General features: G+C 68.9%; 19 protein-coding genes. 8 read left to right on the top strand and 11 right to left on the bottom strand.

Annotation, left to right across the window (positions count from 1 at the left end; genetic code table 11):
• The first annotated feature begins 1 nt into the window (after position 1).
• From DDF62_RS15030 to DDF62_RS15000, 7 genes are all read left to right on the top strand, one after another.
• Complete coding sequence (locus DDF62_RS15030; protein WP_116489843.1) at positions 2-1348, top strand: TadA family conjugal transfer-associated ATPase; 1347 nt, start codon at positions 2-4, stop codon at positions 1346-1348.
• A gap of 4 nt (positions 1349-1352) precedes the next feature.
• The gene (locus DDF62_RS15025; RefSeq protein ID WP_133244932.1) at positions 1353-2348 is read left to right on the top strand and encodes a type II secretion system F family protein; all 996 of its coding nucleotides are present in this window, start codon (positions 1353-1355) and stop codon (positions 2346-2348) included.
• Positions 2349-2357: 9 nt separating this feature from the next.
• The gene (locus DDF62_RS15020; protein ID WP_116489841.1) at positions 2358-3317 is read left to right on the top strand and encodes a type II secretion system F family protein; all 960 of its coding nucleotides are present in this window, start codon (positions 2358-2360) and stop codon (positions 3315-3317) included.
• A gap of 2 nt (positions 3318-3319) precedes the next feature.
• Positions 3320-3835 carry a tetratricopeptide repeat protein gene (locus DDF62_RS15015; RefSeq protein WP_116489840.1) on the top strand — a complete coding sequence of 172 codons (516 nt, stop codon included), beginning with the start codon at positions 3320-3322 and terminating at the stop codon, positions 3833-3835.
• Positions 3836-3856: 21 nt separating this feature from the next.
• Positions 3857-4363: an A24 family peptidase gene (locus DDF62_RS15010; RefSeq protein ID WP_116489839.1), complete on the top strand. Its 507-nt coding sequence runs from the start codon at positions 3857-3859 to the stop codon at positions 4361-4363.
• Positions 4364-4653: 290 nt separating this feature from the next.
• A complete protein-coding gene (locus tag DDF62_RS15005; protein WP_116489838.1) occupies positions 4654-5280 on the top strand; it encodes a helix-turn-helix transcriptional regulator in 627 nt (208 codons plus the stop codon).
• Positions 5281-5768: 488 nt separating this feature from the next.
• Positions 5769-6173 carry a hypothetical protein gene (locus DDF62_RS15000; RefSeq protein ID WP_101719092.1) on the top strand — a complete coding sequence of 135 codons (405 nt, stop codon included), beginning with the start codon at positions 5769-5771 and terminating at the stop codon, positions 6171-6173.
• A gap of 92 nt (positions 6174-6265) precedes the next feature.
• On the opposite strand, the gene DDF62_RS14995 is transcribed toward DDF62_RS15000, so the two are convergent.
• From DDF62_RS14995 to DDF62_RS14950, 10 genes are all read right to left on the bottom strand, one after another.
• Positions 6266-7261 (bottom strand): hypothetical protein, encoded by a 996-nt coding sequence (locus DDF62_RS14995; RefSeq protein WP_116489837.1) that lies wholly within the window; start codon positions 7259-7261, stop codon positions 6266-6268.
• Position 7262: 1 nt separating this feature from the next.
• Positions 7263-9821 (bottom strand): fimbria/pilus outer membrane usher protein, encoded by a 2559-nt coding sequence (locus DDF62_RS14990; RefSeq protein WP_116489836.1) that lies wholly within the window; start codon positions 9819-9821, stop codon positions 7263-7265.
• Positions 9787-10596, bottom strand: coding sequence for a fimbrial biogenesis chaperone (locus DDF62_RS14985; protein ID WP_116489835.1), 810 nt, complete (start codon positions 10594-10596; stop codon positions 9787-9789). The genes DDF62_RS14990 and DDF62_RS14985 overlap by 35 nt, the downstream gene beginning before the upstream one ends.
• Before the next feature lie 42 nt (positions 10597-10638).
• Entirely contained in the window at positions 10639-11214 is a 576-nt protein-coding gene (locus DDF62_RS14980) for a hypothetical protein (protein WP_116489834.1), read from the bottom strand.
• Positions 11211-11825 (bottom strand): hypothetical protein, encoded by a 615-nt coding sequence (locus DDF62_RS14975; RefSeq protein WP_116489833.1) that lies wholly within the window; start codon positions 11823-11825, stop codon positions 11211-11213. Before DDF62_RS14975 ends, DDF62_RS14980 begins: the two co-directional genes overlap by 4 nt.
• Before the next feature lie 12 nt (positions 11826-11837).
• Positions 11838-12404, bottom strand: a complete 567-nt coding sequence (locus DDF62_RS14970; protein WP_116489832.1) for a hypothetical protein — start codon at positions 12402-12404, stop codon at positions 11838-11840.
• A gap of 3 nt (positions 12405-12407) precedes the next feature.
• A complete protein-coding gene (locus DDF62_RS14965; protein WP_116489831.1) occupies positions 12408-12995 on the bottom strand; it encodes a hypothetical protein in 588 nt (195 codons plus the stop codon).
• Positions 12996-13011: 16 nt separating this feature from the next.
• On the bottom strand, positions 13012-13575 hold the full coding sequence (locus tag DDF62_RS14960; RefSeq protein ID WP_116489830.1) for a hypothetical protein: 564 nt from the start codon (positions 13573-13575) through the stop codon (positions 13012-13014).
• Positions 13576-13600: 25 nt separating this feature from the next.
• Positions 13601-14188, bottom strand: a complete 588-nt coding sequence (locus DDF62_RS14955; protein ID WP_101719101.1) for a hypothetical protein — start codon at positions 14186-14188, stop codon at positions 13601-13603.
• Between the two features lie 117 nt (positions 14189-14305).
• Positions 14306-14977 (bottom strand): hypothetical protein, encoded by a 672-nt coding sequence (locus DDF62_RS14950; protein WP_133244702.1) that lies wholly within the window; start codon positions 14975-14977, stop codon positions 14306-14308.
• A 337-nt stretch (positions 14978-15314) separates the two neighbouring features.
• On the opposite strand from DDF62_RS14950, the gene DDF62_RS14945 reads away from it, so the two are divergent.
• Positions 15315-15896 (top strand): helix-turn-helix transcriptional regulator, encoded by a 582-nt coding sequence (locus DDF62_RS14945; protein ID WP_116489828.1) that lies wholly within the window; start codon positions 15315-15317, stop codon positions 15894-15896.
• A 4-nt stretch (positions 15897-15900) separates the two neighbouring features.
• Here DDF62_RS14945 and DDF62_RS14940 read toward each other — a convergent pair whose 3' ends face one another.
• Positions 15901-17742, bottom strand: coding sequence for an acetyl-CoA hydrolase/transferase C-terminal domain-containing protein (locus DDF62_RS14940; protein ID WP_208866876.1), 1842 nt, complete (start codon positions 17740-17742; stop codon positions 15901-15903).
• Between the last annotated feature and the right edge of the window lies 1 nt (position 17743).

Genomic DNA, 17743 nt, shown 5'->3' with positions numbered 1-17743 from the left:
CATGCTCTGGAGCGAAGAGACCCGCCGGATCGAAAGCCAGGCCGCCGCGGCCGAGTTCGCCCAGGCCGCGCCGATCGACGACGCCCTGGGCCTGAAGGTGCGCCTGCACCAGCGGCTGATCGACCTTTTGAACCTCAGCCTGCTGGACCGCACCCCGCGCGAGACCCTGCGCCAGGAGATCCGTGGCGCGGTCAGCGGCCTGCTGGCCGACGAGAAGCGCCTGCTGACCCCCGCCCAGACCGACCAGCTGGTCGACGAGATCCTGGACGAACTGCTGGGCCTTGGCCCGCTCGAGCCGCTGCTCAAGGACGACAGCGTCACCGACATCCTGATCAACACCCACGAGACGGTCTATGTGGAGCGGCAGGGCCGCCTGCATCGCACCAACGTGCGGTTCCAGGACACCCGCCACCTGGTGCGGATCATCAACAAGATCGTCGCCGCCGTCGGTCGCCGCATCGACGAGAGCCAGCCGATGGTCGACGCGCGCCTGGCCGACGGCAGCCGCGTCAACGCCATCATCCCGCCGCTGGCCGTGGACGGCCCCCTGGTCTCGATCCGCAAGTTCTCGCGCGTGCCGCTGGCCATGAGCCGGCTGGTCGAGCTGGGCAGCATCACCCAGGAAATGGCGCTGGTGCTCGAGGCGATCGTGCAGGCCCGCCGCAACGTGCTGATCTCGGGCGGCACCGGCTCGGGCAAGACCACCCTGCTCAACGCCATGTCGGCCTATATCGACGAGCGCGAGCGGATCATCACCATCGAGGACTCCGCCGAGCTTCAACTCCAGCAGCCGCACGTCGGCCGCCTGGAGACCCGCCCCGCCAACATCGAGGGCCAGGGCGAGGTGCAGCAGCGCGAACTGGTTCGCAACGCCCTGCGCATGCGGCCCGACCGCATCATCGTCGGCGAAGTCCGCTCGGGCGAGGCCTTCGACATGCTGCAGGCCATGAACACCGGCCACGACGGCTCGATGACCACGGTGCACGCCAACACCCCGCGCGACGCCCTCTCGCGGGTGGAGCAGATGGTCGGCATGGCCGGCCTGGACATCCCCGCCCGCTCGGTGCGGGGCCAGATCGCCTCGGCCATCCACGTGGTGGTGCAGGCCGAGCGGATGGAGGACGGCCACCGCCGCATCGTGTCGGTGTCGGAGATCACCGGCATGGAGGAGGACGTCATCTGCATGCAGGAGATCTTCCGCTTCCGCCGCGCGGGTCGCACGACCGACGGCCGGGTGGCGGGCAACTACGAAGCCACGGGGGTTCGCCCGCGGTTCATGGAGGTGCTGCACGCCCGCGGCGTCGACCTGCCCTCCAACCTGTTCTCACCTGGCCGGATTTCGGGGTGACGCCATGCAGGGACTGCTCTTTCCCATGGCCCTGGTGCTGGCCTTCGTGGCCGCGGTGCTGGCCGGCCAGACCATCTTCGGCCTGCTGCTCTCGGCTCGCGAGCAGACCCAGCGGGTCAATCGCCGACTGACCCTGATGGCCGGCGGCATGAGCCAGGAGAAGGTCTACGAGTCGCTTGTGCGCGACCCGCGCGGCACCTGGATCGACCGCACGCCCTACGGCGCCCTGCACGGCCGCGCCACGCTCTACCTGCGCCAGGCGGGCCTCACCGCCGGCCCGCTGCAGGTGCTGGGCGTGGTGGCGGCGATCGCGGCCGGCCTGTGGCTGCTGGCGCTGGTGTTCCTGCGCGGCCAGCCGGTCGAGACCCCGGTCTCGCAGGTGCTGGTCACCGCCGTGGGCGCGGCGGCCATCAGCAGCGCGGTGGCGGCGATGTGGATCGTCCAGCGCCACGCCGCGCGCCTGGCCAAGCTGGAGGAACAGCTGCCGCTGGCCCTGGACGTGATGATCCGGGCCCTGCGCGCCGGCCATCCCGTGATCTCGGCCGTGGGCCTGGTCACCCAGGAGATGCCCGATCCGATCGGCACCGAGTTCGGCCTGGTGCTGGACGAGACGACCTATGGCGTGGAGTTCCGCGACGCCCTGTCGAACCTGGCCCGGCGCACCGGCTCGCCGGACGTGGCCTTCTTCGCCGTCAGCATCGCCATCCAGAGCGAGACCGGCGGCAACCTGGCCGAGATCCTGCACGGCCTGGCCAGCGTCATCCGCGGCCGCGCCTCGCTGGCCAAGCGCATCCGCGCCCTGTCGAGCGAGGGGCGGATGTCGGCCCTGATCCTCAGCCTGCTGCCGCTGTTCTGCGTGGGCGTGGTCAGCGTGTTCCGCCCCGAATTCTACACCACCAAGTTCTCGGATCCGGCGTTCTGGCCCGTCGTGGGCGGCGTCGTGGTCCTCTACCTCATCGGCCAGCTGATGATCCGCCGGATCGTCACCTTCAAGTATTGAGGCCTCGCCATGGACCTTTTCGTTTCCGTCGGACTGCAGGCCGCCGTCTTCCTGGCGGTGGGCGCCATGGCCCTGCTGGTGTTCCGCCAGGTCGACGCCGGCGCGGCCCTCAAGCGCCGCATGCGCGAGCGGGCGGCGGGCGGCGCGGCGCTGGCCAGCGGCCCCACCGGAGGCCTGCTCAAGGACTCCAAGCCCAAGACCCCGCTGCTGAGCTGGCTGCAGGCCCGCGCCCCGGGGGCGGAGAAGTCCGAGAAGCGCACGGGCCTGGCCAGGACCCTGGCCGAGGCCGGCTTCGAGGGGCCGGCCGCCGTGCCCGGCTACTTCCTGGTGCGGGTGATCAGCGCCGTCGGCCTGCCGGCCATCCTTCTGCTGGCCCAGAAGCTGTCGGCCAAGCCGGTGGTCGGCCTGCCGCTGATCGCCGGGGCCCTGCTCCTGTGCGGCCTGGGCCTGGTGATCCCGGCGATCTTCGTCGACCTGAAGGCCTCCGGCCGGCGCGAGCGCCTTGAGCACCAGTTCCCCGACGCGCTTGACCTGATGGTGGTCTGCGTCGAGGCCGGCCTTGGCGTCGACGCCGCCTTCATCCGCGTCAGCCAGGAGATCAAGCCCTCGCATCCGGAGATCTCGCGCGAGTTCAGCCAGGTCTCGCAGGAGCTGCGGGCCGGGCGCAGCCGCGCCGACGCCCTGCGGCGGATGGCCGACCGCGTCAATGTCGACGCCCTGCGCGCCTTCGCCGCCCTGATGATCCAGACCGACAGCCTGGGCGCCAGCATCACCCAGACCCTGCGCTCCTATTCCGGAGAGCTGCGCGAGCGGCGGTTCCTGAAGGGCGAGGAGAAGGCCATGCGCATCCCGGTGCTGCTGACCATCCCGCTGGTGGCCTGCATCCTGCCGGTGATCATCACCGCCCTGCTGCTGCCGGCCGGCCTCGACGTCGTCCACAACCTCATGCCAGCCATGAAGAGGCACTAGAGATGCGCAAGCTCATCGCCGCTTCCGCCGCCTGCGCCCTGCTCCTCCCGCTGTCGGGCTGCGCCAGCCTCAAGCAGTTGGCCAGCGCCCTGATGGGACCCAAGCCGGCGCAGACCGAGATTCGCGCCCTGGCCGCCCTGCCCCCGCCGGACCCGGCCGCGGCGGTGGACCGCCTCTACGGCCGCGCGGCGCAGGCCATCAAGGCCCGCGACTACGCCCTGGCGCTGGAGCTTCTGCAACTGGCCGCGACCCGCGCCCCGACCGACGTTCGGGTGCTGAACGCCCAAGGCGTGGTCTACGACAAGCTGGGCCGCTTCGACCTCAGCGAACGCTACTACGCCCGGGCGCTGGAGGCCGACCCGCACTCGCGGATCGTGCTTGGCAACATGGCCTATTCGGCCCGCTTGCAAGGCCGCGAGCCGGCCGCCGGCGTGCTGCAGGCGCTGGCCGAGCCGCAGACCACCCTGGCCGGCGGACCGCCCGCCGAGGTCGTTCCCATGCCTGGCGGCGGCTCGTAGGGCCGCCTGGAGACCTATCCGATGGAAATCGACTTCGTTCGCCTGACCGGCTCGATCGCCTACGCCACGCTGTTCATCGTCGCGGCCGGCTGGGACGCCTGGACCCGCAAGATCCCCAACTGGACCGTCGCGGCCCTGGCCGTGCTGTTCCTGTTCGCCCAGCTGCTGACCTGGTCGACGCCCAACTGGCTGTCGAGCTTCAGCGCCTTTGGCCTGGTCATGCTGGCCGGCGTGCCGATGTTCGCCCGGCGGCTGATCGGCGCGGGCGACGTCAAGCTGCTGGCCGTCGCGGCCCTCTTCGCCGGCATGGAGAACCTGCTGCTGCTGCTGGTGGCGACGGCGATCGCCGGCGGCGCCCTGGCCCTGGTCGCCCTGGCCGCGCGCCCCTACGCGGGCGTCTTCGGCGGCTGGATCCGCACGCGCGCCGGCATTCCGTACGGCGTGGCCATCGCGGCCGGCGCGCTGCATGTCGGCACGACTACGGGAATGCTGGCCATCAGCCAGCGCCTCACCCACTTACAACTTTGAAAGCAAGAAAAGGCGATATCCTGTATTTGCGCGATTATCTCCTGACAGGAGAAAACTGCGTCATTAGTGCAAATTTGATAGCGTTGTCTTCCGCTCTTAGTCATTTCGACTACCCAATGGAGGGTATGCGAGCCCGCCGGAAATAATATCCAATCAGTAAACCAGCCGTCGGTGGGCAGAATAAAGCAATATGGTTTTCAATCGCGACAGCATTGCAATCGAGAGTTTATCGCGAGACCAGGCCAGAACTTTCATCCTGCACCGGCGGCGATCCATACGGGGCGTCGCACATGGGACTGATCAAGATGATCGAGGTCGTGGATTCGGAAGTCGAGCGCGGCGTGTTCGAGTCGCACGTCGCCAACGCGATCCTCAACCTGGTGAACTTCGGCGTCATCGTCGCCGACAGCGAGGGCTGCGTCTATGCCGCCAATGACCTGGCCTGGAGCTATGTCGCCCACGGCGACGGGCTCTCGGAGAAAGGCGGCCTGCTGACGGCCGAGAACGGCTTCGAGTCCGAGGCCCTGCACAACCGCATCGCCGCGGCCGTGCGCCAGGGCCGCTCGGGCGCCATGCTGATCCACCGCTCGCGCAGCCAGAAGCCGCTGGTGGTCCTGATCGAGCCGTTCAGCACCGACGACAGCGGCTTCCGCTGCGCCCTGGTCACCGTCCGCGAAGTCGGCCGCGCCTCGCCGCACATCGCCGAACGCGCGCGGATGATGTTCAACTTCTCGCCGGCCGAGGCCGAGATCGTCGCCCGCGTGGCCCAGGGCCGCGAGCCGGCCGATATCGCCGCCGAGCGCAAGGTCAGCATCAACACCCTGCGCGTGCAGATGGCGTCCGCCATGGTCAAGGTCGGCGTTCACCGCCAGGCCGAACTGGTCTCGGTGATTTCTTCCGCCGATATTCTTGAATGAGATATCGCAAGACCACTATTCTTGACATTAGTAAGTGTGAGTTATTGTGACGCGATCTGTATATGTTAATATTTACAGGTCGCGAGGGCAAATCCCCCCCGTTTTGTCACCGCCGCGACGAATGACCGGCTCGCCGAGGCTGTCCGCAACGCCATCGACGATCCTCGGCGGCGCGCCCCGCCCGCCGAGCGCCGGGTCAGGACATCAGCACCCCCTCGTCCTGACCCGGCGCCGGTCGATCGCGCGCTCGCGCGGCCCGCCACAGAACACAACCCAGCATTCTTGGCCCTTGCAGCGTCCTCACGAGGGGCGCGATCGCGCATAGTAAGAATGCACTATTCAAATCTCGCTAAACATTTCATGTAGACAATATTTAAGTGCGACACGCTGTCATTCTTACTATGCAAATCATTTACCATGCTTTAGGGCGCTCTGCTTAACCCTCCCTCGCGATGATCCTCCCATCATCCTCACTCCTGGGGTTTGCAATGCGCTTTCCGATGATCCTGGCCGCCGCCTTCACCGCTCTGGCCGCCACTACCGCCTCCGCCGCGCCGGCCAGCTACGAGCTTCGTCTCGAAGGGCATGTGCCGGTCATCTGCCGCGTCAGCCTGGACGCCACCACCGCCTCGAGCGCCGAGCCGACCGACCTCGGCCGGATGACCGAGTTCTGCAACAGCGCCTCGGGCTACGAAGTGCGCCTGACGCACGCCCAGGGCCTGAACGACGCGGCCGTCTATGTCGACGGCCAGAAGATCCAGCTGTCCTCGACCGGCGTCACCCTGATCAGCCGCTCGAGCACCGCGGCCTCGCAGAGCCACAGCCTGCGCCTGGATCCCGGCGCCGACGCCGGCCAGGTCGGCGACCTGTCGGTGAACATCACCGCGCTCTGACCCCGTTTTGCTCCGCCCTTCCCCCCGGGCGGTCGGCAAAAAGAAAGCCCCGTCGGCTCGCGCCGGCGGGGCTTTTTCAGGCTGGGCCGAGGTTACATGCAGGCGACGGGGGTGGTGGCCGTCGGCACGGCCAGGGGCGTCACGGTCACCGTCAGGATGTCCTGGTAGTTGGGCGACGGGACCTTGCCCGCGCCCCCTTCCAGCAAGGTCGGCGTCACCGCCAGGTACTGGCCCGACAGTCCGGCGCGGGCGCAGGTGACGGTGTTGAAGGTCGGCGAGGCCGTGGTCTTGCTCTGACCCAGGAAGTCCAGCTGGTAGGGAATCCGCTGGTTGGTCGTACCCAGGTTGCCGCCGGCATAGGTCATCCGGAACTGGTTGGCCGAGGTCAGGGCCACCGAATACGGCCCCGAGCTGGCCACCCGCACATTGCCGGTGCGCTGCTTGACCGAGTTGGGCGTCGACGGCAGCGCGGCCGTCGTCAGCGTGCCGATCTCGCCGAAATCCAGCGCCGGCCCGACGAAACTGGCCTGCAGGGCGCTGAGCACGTTGATGCGGATGTCGAGCGAGTTCGAGATCACGCCCTGTTCGTCGGCCGCGCCGCCAGTCCGCTTGCAGTAGTATTTCTGATCCAGGAACAGGTCGGTGGTGCCGGCCGGCAGGTCGGCGCCGCTGGGCACGGTGATCGTCACCATGAACGTCTTCACGTCGGGCTGGCCGACGCCGCCGAAGTTCAGCTCGACCTCGTTGGGATTGACGTTGTTGGGGTCGAGCACGTGACCCGGCGGGTTCTCGAGGATCTGGCCGCCGGTCGAGGTCTGGATGATCGTCAGGCTCGACGGCGTGTCCGGCCGGCGCAGGTAGATGAAATTCACCTCCTGCGTCTTCTTGCCGCCCACCGCCGGCGGACGCCGGGCTGTGATGCTGAGGGTCTGCACCGTCGTGCCGCTCGGGTTGAACGGGTCGAAGGTGCCCGACAGCACGACGGGATCGAAGGTCACGCACTGGGCCTGGGCCGCGCCCGAGACCAGCAGGACCCCGCCGACGCCCGCGGCCAGTCCGATGAGCAGGGTATGCGATCGGCGTTTCATGTCAGCCTCCGGACGCGTTGGGCTTGAGGTCGCCGGTCTTGACGAAGCCCTCGGCGCTGGCCGGGACGTCGAGATAGTAGACCGTGGGGGGCGTCGTCCCCATTTCGAGCCGCCAGCGACCGGGCCGCAGGCCCGAGGCGCCGAACCGGCCAACGCGGTTGGTGAAGATGGTGATCGGCTCGGCGCCCGGGCCGCCCTGGGCGACCTCGACCGCGCGGCCCGAGACCAGCGCCAGCGGCTGGCCGTCGGCGTCGACCATGCGGCCGATGGCGGTGATCGAGTAGTCCGAGCCGACCTCCAGGCGATAACCCGAGCGATACGGCGGGAAGACCCGGAACGAGCCGGAGCCGAGGTCATAGCCGGCTGGCGCGTTGGGCGCGTCGACGGTGATGGTCCGCTCGGCATAGGCCGCCAGGTTGGTTTCCAGCGCCGTGCCCAGCTCGCCCGTGTTCGAGGTGTAGCCGAACGGGGTCGGGTTCACGACGACGTCTGCGCCCTTCAGGCTCTTGTGGCCCTTGATGATGGCGAAGCTGTCGTAGACCGGCCGCCCGACAGAGACCGCGCCGTCGGCGAAGCCGATCGAGGTGCCCAGCCGCAGCGAGGTGCGCCCGTTGTCGGGTCCATCGAAGGCCTGGAAGTGCGACAGGCCCAGCTCCGCCCGATTGGCGATGTAGTTGAAGCTGCCGTTGAAGGCGGAGTCGTCGGGCGAGCGCGAGACCTCGGCGAAGGCGTTGTAGGAGCCCACGCCCTGGCCGTGGATCGTCTGGTAGGCGATCCGCGCCCGGTCCTCGCGGCCGTCGTACTCGGCCCGCAGGCTCGAATTGTTCGAGAACTGCCATGAAAGCGAGATCAGGGCCGAAGTCTCTCGGCGCCCGGGCACGTCGTCGTACATGAGGTTGGCCGTGACCGCGAGGTTCGAGGTCAGGCGGTAGCCCATGCCCAGGCGATAGGCGCTGGCGTCGGGGAACTCGTCCCGGCCGCTGGAATAGCGGCCGTCGAAGCTGGCGTAGATCGCGTCGCTGAAGGCGTGCGAGTAGCCGACCCCGATCTCGTAGTTGTAGCGGTTGTCGGGGATGAAGGTCCCGACGGGTCCGAACTCGCGGCTGCGGGTCTCGAACGACAGGTTCAGGGCGTCGGCGCGGCCGCCGGCGAACTGGAACAGCCGCTGGAAGCTGACGATCGCCGCATAGCCCGAGCCATAGGTGTCGATGTGCGACAGGGCGAAGTCGACGCCGAGCGTGCCGACCTTGGTGCCGAACAGGCCCTCGGCGCCCATCATGACGGTGGTGTCGTCGGCCTGGCCGTTGACGCCCAGGGTCACCCGGTCGGTGATGCCGCGGCGGTAGAAGCCGCTGACCGTCCACTCCTCGGTATAGTCGGGGCCGTCGAGCAGCAACGGCGCCTTCACGCCGGCGAACAGGCCAAACTCCGACAGTCCGGGATCCAGCTGCGAGCGGTCGAAGAAGACGTTGAACTGCAACGTCTCGCGCCGGCCGGTGTCGTCCTCGATGACCAGGCGGACGTCGTTGGCGCCCTGCGCGAACGGGAAGTCGCGCACGTTGTAGCGGCCTGGATCCAGGCGGATGCGCCGGGTCAGCTGGTTGTTGAGGATCACGCTGACGTCGGAGGTCCGGGCCAGGGTGAAGCTTTCACGGCCGCGCGGGCGGGCGATCGTCTGCGGTTGCAGCACGCTGTAGGAGCGGAAGATCGACAGCCCCGCCATGTCGGGCGCGGACTGGAAGCCGCGGCCGACGGCCTGCAGGTCGCCGGCGGTCCAGCGCAGCACGTTCTTGACGTCGTCATAGACGAAGCGCGTGCCCAGCCGCTGGAAGTCCTCGTTCCCGCCCGGCTGCCAGACGGCCTCGTTCTCGAACACCACGCCGTTCAGGCGCACGGCGCTGTCGAGCAGGAAGGTCGGGTCGCCGAGACCTTCGTCGAAGCCCTGCTCGACGTAGTCGACCGAGCCGCGGATGTTGAGATAGCCGCTGAAGCCGGCCGGCGCGACGTAGGAGCCCAGGCCAATGCGGTCCATCGGCGTGACCTGCAGGCTGCGCACCACCTTGAGCTCTGGCGGGATGTTCATCCGCAGCTCGAGCGCCCGGGGATCGTAGGTCATGGTCATGCCGGCGGAGCTGACCACCTCGGGCGAGACGACGCCGCGTCCGGCCAGGGCCGTGCGCAGGGCGCCGACCGCTGGAGCGTCGAGCAGCGGCGCGACCAGGCTGAGCAGCCGGTCGGACGGCATCGACAGCTGGCCGTCGGCCGAGATCGCCAGCGGCATGTCGCCGACATAGAACTCGCCGTCCTTCAGCGGCACCGTCAGGGTCACGTCGCGACCCGTGGGGTTGAGCTGGCGGCGGGCGTCGGCCGCGGTGGCCGCGCCAGCCGAGGGCGCGCTGGTCGGCTCCTGGGTGGAGGCCAGCATGGCGTAGGGAATGGGCTCGGCCATGGCGGCCAAGGGGGCGGCGAAGGGGACCGCGCCGGCCAGGCATCCCGCCATCAGCCAGCGGCGGTAGGCGCGCGACCTAGCGCCCTTCGTCGGACGAGAATTGGGCCTCAAGGGAGCCTCCTGCTGCCGCCGTCAAGGGCAGTTCGATGGGAACGGCGATGCGCCGCGTCTGGCCGGGGGCGATCAGGCCGAAGCCGATCGTCTGTTGGATCTCCGGGCCGGGAATGGTCCGTTGGAAGACCGCCTTGCCCGAGGCGTCCTTCTCGATGATCTTCAGCTTTCCGCGGGACAGGTATCCGTGCGTGTTGGACGTGTTGGCGACGTAGACGACCGGGACGGGCTTGCCGTCGGCGTCCGCGCCGATCTCGCTCTTCGACAGGGCCAGGGCCGGCTTGCCGCCCGAGGGCGCGACGCTGGCCAGGACCTGGAAGTTGTAGAGGATCTGGATGGCCGACTGGCCCTCCGGCAGCTTCACCGGCATCTGAGCGACGGTGACGTAGTAGTGCTTGCTCTGCGTCAGGGCCGGATCGCCCACCCACTGGATCCGGAACGACTGGGTCTCGCCCGGCTGGATCACCGCCTGGGGCGGAAAGATCAGCAGGTCGTTGGTCGGGGTGTCGCTGGGGTGGGCGCCCTTCTCGTCGAAGGACAGCTCCTCGGCGCGCAGCTCGACCGGCAGCGGGTTGGCGAAGGTGTTCTGCACCGTGACGATCTGGGACATGCCCCGACCGGTGGGTTTCAGATCGATGACGACCGGCTGGACGGTCATGGCCAGGGCGCCCCCGCCCAGGCCCGGCGCCCCCTGCGCCGCCAGTCCCGCGAGCGCCAGGAGACCGGCGCATGCCGCCCCCAGCAAGCGCCCTCGGAAGGTTTTCGAACGAGTCATTCGGTGTCCGCTCCTCATGGATTCAGTTCGTTCTGTTCAGCTTCAGTTCTGGGCCTCGAGCTCGACGACGAGGGTTCCGGCGTAGTCGCCGGCGACCATCGGCGTCCCGCCGCCGGTGACGGCGAGGACGAGGTTCATCTGCCCGGCCGCGCCGTTGGCGGTGACCAGGTTGATCGGGGTGGTCGTCGCGCTGGTCCCCGACGCGCTGGCTCCGGCCCAGTCGGCCGTCAGCTGGAAGTCGAGGCGGTCGCGGAAGCCCGGAGCGGCCGCGCCCCCGCCGACGCGGGACATGCCCGCGCCATCGGTGCGCACCACCAGGCGGTGGGCCGAGTTGCAGACCACCGGGAAGGCCAGGCTGATCGAGGCGTCGCGCGGCTGCGCGGTCTGGGGGTCGACGAACTGGGTGAAGCGCACCACCCCGGCCTGGCCGCCCTGGGCGGCGAAGCTGGTGTTGGCGCCGGCGGCCGCTGAGGGCGGCGACAGCACGCAGGCGCTGGGCGCCTGGCCGATCAGCTGAAGCTGGCTCGAGGCCTCGTCGCCCGTGGGGAGCGTCTGAGCCGAAGCGGCGGCGGCGACGCCCAGCGTCGCGGCGGCGGCAAGGAGAAGGACGGTCTTCATTGGGGTTCCACCGTCAGTCGCAGGGTGTCGCGGTAGACGCCGGACACCAGCGGAGCATTGGTCTGCAGGTTCGTGGCGCCGGGCTGGATATCCAGCCGCAGGGTCACGTCGCCGACGACGGGCTGGTCGACCAGCTGGGCGCTGTCGCGGATGCGGCGGGCGCTGGCGTCGGCCTCGAAGCGGTTGTTGACCGGTCCCCAGGCCAGGGTCGCGGTGTAGGGCACCGCGTCGCTGAAGCCGGTCGGCGCCGGGGTCAGGCCCAGCTCCGAGCGCCACAGGCCGTTGTTCTGGCTCTCGAGCACGATCTGGTGGGCGTAGTTGCACACCGCCGCGAAGTTCACCTGGGCCGAGGCCGCGCGGGTCGACAGGGTGACCGGATCCGTCAGCTGGTCGACCTGCAGCGTGCCGCCGGTCAGGCTGAGGAAGTTGACCACCTGGCCCGCGCCGATGGTCGGCGAGGCGATGGTGCAGACCTTGGGCACCTGGCCGCGCACGACGAAATCGCGGGTGTTGTCGTCTTCCTGCGCCCGGGCCATCTGGCCCAGCAGCAGCAGGGTGACGGCCGAGGCCCCGGCGAGGACGGCGGCCTTGAAACGGTTGGTCCTGGTCATGACGCCCTCCCCTCAGCTCGCCGCCGCCAGGGTGACGACGATCGCCCCCTGGTAGGTGTCGTCGGCGACCGGCCGCAGGCTGGGTCCGCCGGACGTGGCGAAGTTCGACAGGCTGATGGTGATCTGGCCCGAGCCGCCGCTGTCGCGGGTCTGGGACGCGCCGGCGTTGGCGGCCGCGCTCGTCGTGAAGCTGGCGTCGATCGGGGTCCAGCCCGAGGCCGTGGCCGTGTAGTCGACCGCGCGCGAGAAGCCCGTGGGCGGCGCGGTCAGGAAGGCCTGGGCCGTCATCTGGGTGGCGGCGATGGTCAGCTGGCTCGGCGCGCCGCATTGCGTGCCGGTCAGCACCTTGGGCGGTGCGGCCAGGTTCGGCAGCAAGAGGCCCGTGGTGGTGTCGATCATCACCCCGACGTCGAACAGGTTGTCGCCGTCGCTGAGGTCGCCGATCGTGCAGATGTTGTTGGGCACGGTGGCGGTGATCTGGATCGGCCCGACGCTGTCGGAGGGCCCGTAGGTCTGGGCAGAGGCCGCACCGGCGAACGCCAGGGGCGTCAGGGCGATGAGAAGAAGAGCGCGCCGCATGGTTCAGCTCCCCGAGGCGGCCAGGCCCGCGTCGGGCCCGAGCGTGATGGTGACGAGCGCCAGGTAGGAGCCCGGCTGCAGCTGGCTGTCGCTGGCGGTGGCGAAGTCCGAGACCACAAGGGTCAGGTCGGTCTCCTTCGGCGCGCTGCTGGTCGAGGGCGAGCCGACGCCCGACGTGCTGCCGGCGCTGGTGCGGACCGTGGCCGACGTCGCGCCCCAGGCGCTGATCGTGCAGGTGTAGTCCACCGAGCCGACGAAACCGGCCTGGGTCGTGGTTCCGGTCACCGCCAGGGGCGAGGCCGAGATGGCCAGGGCCGCGCCGGCGTAGTTGCAGAAGGTGCCGGGCAGCTGGATGGACTGGTTGGCGATGGTCGCCAGCCGGCCCACCCGGGCGCCCGAACTCTCCGAGATCTGGCCCAGCGCCAGGGCGCCGGGGCTCGGCGCGCCCAGCACGCAGACCTGGGCGACCTGGGCGTCGAGCCCGACGGTTCCCTGGACGGGGTCCTGGGCCCAGGCGCCGGTCGCCCCGGCCAGCGGGGCGAGAAGAGCGGTCGCCGCGAGTCCGACAAGGCAGGTTCGGTGCAGGATCATGACGACCTTTCTCCCCTCAAGTGGCCGGAGCCAGCGTCACGGCCACCGAGCCCGAATAGGACCCGGAGACCAGCCGCCCGCCGGCGGGCGTGGCCGCGTCGGCGAAGCTGACGACGATGTCGCTGGCGAAGATGCCCGTGGTGCTGGCCGCGCCGCCGCCGGAGGCCAGCGTGCTGTCCGACGCCGACACCGAGCCGCCCGAGGGCGACGCCGTGGCGGTGGCGGTGTAGTCGATGCGGCGCTCGAAGCCCGTCGGGGCCGTGCTGGTGAAGCTGGTGTTGAAGATCGGCTGGGCCTCGACGGCCATGGTCGCCGAAACCCCGTTGCACCAGCCGTTGAGCGTGGCCGTCCGACTGGTCAGCTTGACGCCGTCGAGCCGGCCGATGGCCGAGACGTCGCCGGTCTGCAGCGACAGTTCGCCCAGATCCAGGACCACGTTGTCGGTCACGAACAGGCAGCGGTTGGACACCGTGCCATTGACCTGCACCGTGCCGGTCACGCTCTGGGCCTGGGCCTGGCCCGAGGCGGCGACGAGCGCGAGGCTCGCCGCGGCGACGGTCAGGAGAAGGCTGCTACGCATGGCGCTTCCTCCCTTTCCCACCCGATCACGAGGGCTCGATGGTGATCGAGATCGTGCTTTGGTAGTTGCCGGCCATCAGCAGCGCGCCCGAGGCGGTGTTCAGGGCGTAGGCCTTGACCGTCAGGTTGCCGGCGCTGTTGGCCAGGCTGCTCGACAGGCTCTGCACGGTGGCGGCCGGCAGGGCGGCGGCGGTCACGTAGCTGACCGTCTGGGTCGTGCTGTTGGAGAGAGCGGCGTCGAGCGCGGCGGTGTAGTCGATGTTGCCGGTGTAGCCGGTCGGCGCGGTGGCGCTGGGGGTCAGCGACAGGCGGGTCGAGCTCAGCGTCACCTTCGGGGCGGCGGTGTTGCAGTTCACGCGGAACTGGGTGGAGCCGCCGGGGCTGGCGTTGGTCGAGCCCGACAGGGTGGTCGACAGAGTGCCGTCCGCCTGCGACAGCTCGCCCAGCGGGATCGAGCCCGAGAAGGTGCCGCCGCTGCCGCCGGTGATGACGACGCACTTGGCCGCGACGCTGCCGGTGACGTTGACCGTGCCGGTGACCGTCTGGGCCATGGCGGCCGGGGCGATCGCCAGGCCCAGAAGGGCGGCGGCGCCGAGAAGGATCGTCTTCTTCATCTCTTCACTCCCAAAGTCTTGCGTCGGCGGGGCCGACTTCTGCTTGTTCCGGGGCTTGCACCCCCTCCCCCTTCAAAGGACGCCGGATCCGCCGGGGGAGCGGGCCCGGAAGGCGGGTCACGGCGAGACGCTGAGCGTCACCGTGAGCGAGTCCGAATAGGTGTTGGCCGCCGCGAGGATCTGGGCGCCGGCATAGGCGGCGCGATGAACCCGCAGGTACGAGCCGGAGACATCGTAGGAAGAGCCGTTCAGGCGCAGGCCCTGGCTGGCGCTCGACGGCCCCTTGAAGCCGCAGGTCGCGCCCGAGGTGCTCTTCAGGTCGCCGGTGTCGCAGGTTGCGCTGGCCGTCCCGACGCCGACGTCGCCGACCAGGTTCAGGTCGACGAGATAGGGCGCCAGATTGGTGTAGCCGGTGGCGGGCGTGACGCTGGAGGCCAGCAGGCCGCCGTTGCTCGACACCACCGCGGCCCGGAACGGCACCGTGCATTGAAGCGTAAAGGGGAAGTCCGCCGTGAAGGCGTTGTTGACCTCGCCGACATTGGTCGAACCGCTCGGGGCCATGCCCGGCGCGAAGCCGCAACGACCGCCCACGGAAGCCGTAACAGGAATGGACAGCACGATGTTGGGAGGCGACCCGCCGGCATAGGCCGTAACCTGCGCCCGGCTTTCGGTCACGCTGGCGGCGAGGATCACTCCCGCCAGCAAGCTCCCGCCAAGTATCCAGTCCCTATATGACGGCTTGCGCTGGGTGCGCACGGCGCGAGGAAGCGTCAGTTGCTTGCCAGCCATGTCCCAGACCCCGCTTCTCTTAACAAGTTCTTAATGAACGATTGCAGAGAACCGGGGACCTGAAATCCCCCACCTTGGGTAGCTAGTACAGTTTCACCCGTCAGGAGAATTTGAATAAAATACGTACGGCTAAACTGCCCTTAGTAATACAAATGTATATAGCCATAGCTCAGTGATAAACGTTCTCAAAAATCATGCGACAAACCGACGCTATGCAACATCTAGTAATCCCAGGTTGTGGATAAGTTATCCCTAGTTGGCTTTAACTGCATAACAAAGTCGGCCCAGCCAAAGCAGTTGGGTCCACCGCCGACCAAGGTTGGCGAGGGAGGGAAAGATGAACGGCTCGCACGCCGCAGTGGCAGTCTTCGACACGAGCGCGGTGCGCTTTTGTCTCGACGAAGACGCCATCGCTCGCATCGTCATTGACCAGACCGCCACCGTCCTCTGGCGCTCGCGCGCCGCGGCCGTCCTTCTGGCGGGCCACAGCCCGCTGGTCGACCGGGGCGGCAAGATCGGCGGCGTCGACCGCCGCACGCATCACTTCCTGATGGAACGGATGGCCGAGGCCCTGGCCGGCCACGAGGTCTGCCAGTTCATCGGCAGCGAAGACCTGGATCGCCGCTTCCTGCTGCGCATGCGCGCCGTGCACGACGGCGACCAGCTGGCGCTGGTGATCGTGCTCAAGGACTTCGACGCCCCGGCCAACCTACCCCGCCTGGGCGCCCTGTTCGGCCTGAGCATCATGGAGGCCAGGATCCTGGCCGAGATCATCGCTGGGCACAGCGCGGATAGGATCGCGGAACTGAAGGGCGTCTCGGTCCTGACCGTGCGCACCCACATCAAGCACATCCACGGCAAGATGGGCGTGCGCTCGAAGGAAGAGATCCTGGCGACCGTGATCAAGATCTTCGCTTGAAGACTTAGCCAGCCGCCGCGCCGCGCACGGCCCAGGCGAGCAGCCGCTCGCTGAGCGTCCTGGGCCGATCAAGACCCAGGCGGCGCAGCCCCTGCCCTGGCGAGGGCGCGCTCATGCCCTTGAAGATATAGGCCAGCAGAGCGCGGGGATCTTCCTGGGCGGCCTTCAGGCGCCCGAGCACCGGCAACAGCCCCTCCTCCACCTCGTCGAAGTCCGAACCGAAAGGCAGCAAGGGCGCCAGCCCAGCCGCCTTGGCGGGCCTCAGCGCCTCGGCGATGCGCTCGGGCGTGTTCCGACGGAAAGCCTCGGGGATCACGTAGTCCGCCTCGAGCTTGCCGGCGCTCTTGGCGGCGTCGAGCAACGCCGGCTGAAAGCGGGAGTCCGAGACATTCAGCATACGGACGACCGTGTCGCGGTCGGTCCTCCCCCGCAGGTCCGCGACGCCGTACTCGGTGATCACAACGTCCTTCAGATGGCGCGGGATCGTGCCGTGGGCGTAGGTCCACAGGATGTTCGACGCCGCCTTGCGGCCGCTTCCGCGCACGGCCGGCAGGGTGATGATCGAGCGCGCGCCCTCCAGCGCGAAGGCCTGCGCCACGAAGTTGTATTGCCCGCCCACTCCGCTGACGACACGGCCTTCGTCCAGGCCGTCCGAGATCACCGTCCCGAGCAGCGTGGCCATCATGGCGGTGTTGACGAAGCGGGCGTCGACCCGGGCCGCGCGGAAAGCCGCCTCGTCGCCATAGATCTCGTTGATGCCCGAGATGGCCTGCATCTGGAACCTGGCCCGCTCGTCCTGCGGCATCTCGCGCAGGGCCCGATAAAAGGCGCGCGGCCCCAGGAAGAAGCCGCCGTGCAGCACCGCGCCGTCGACCTCGCGCTTGAGCACGCCGGCCCTTCTCAAGTCGAGCAGACAGTCGACGAACATCTCGGTGGCGGCGTAGAGGCCGGTCTCGAAGGGCCCGCCGCAGAGCGGCGCCGCGCCGATGGGCGACAGGCGCGTCACCGTCTCGGCGAACGCCTGGGGTTGACGGTGTCGGACGATCAGCCCCTGGGCGACGGCGTCGCTGATCGCACCGATGCCCATCTGGATCGTACCGCCGTCGCGCACCAGCGAGGCGGCGTGAAAGCCGATCGCATAGGAGGCGTCGGGGATCGGCTCCTTGGGCGGCGCGAACAGCGGAAACTGCACGTCCGGCCCGTCCAGCAGATGGCTGAACATCTCGGCCGCCAGGTCGCCGTCGCCCGGCATGAACGGCAGCTCGTCATTGACCTGGCCCACCAGCAGGAAGTCGGCCTTGCCCGCTTTGCGCGCCGCCAGCAGGTCGAGCGTGATGTCGGTGTTGCACGACAGGCTGAAGCGCTCGCCGCGCCCGGCCACCAGCTGGGCGACGACATTGACGCCCCGCTCTCGCAGATAGCCGGCCGCATGGGTGTAGTTGGCCGAGATGTAGCTGCGCTGGGCGCTGGGGACGTTCAGGCGCGTGCCGGCCTGGAAGAAGAACTCGTCGACCTCGATGTTGGACGGCAGGGCGTCGCGCCGCTGTAGTTCGGCATAGGCCAGCAGCGGATAGCCGCCCAGCGTGCGCTCGATGATCGGCCCGAGGAAGCGCTTCTCCAGGTCGGACTTCGGGCGCGGCGGCTCCAGGGTCAGGGCCGTGAAGACGTGCAGGTGGACCGAAGGATCGCGCAAGGCGCGCGCCACCAGGGCGTTGACCACATGGTTGGCCTTGCCCAGCCCCAGCGGCAGGCCAAGAACGATGCGGCGGCCGACACGATCGATGATCGCATCGGCCAGCGCGTCCGGGTCGGTGAAGCGCGGCGTCATGCCGGCAGCTTGAACCATC

Source organism: Caulobacter radicis, from assembly GCF_003094615.1.
Classification (GTDB): domain Bacteria; phylum Pseudomonadota; class Alphaproteobacteria; order Caulobacterales; family Caulobacteraceae; genus Caulobacter; species Caulobacter radicis.
Note: the sequence above shows the minus strand (reverse complement) of the source record. Positions and strands in the feature narration are given on the sequence as shown.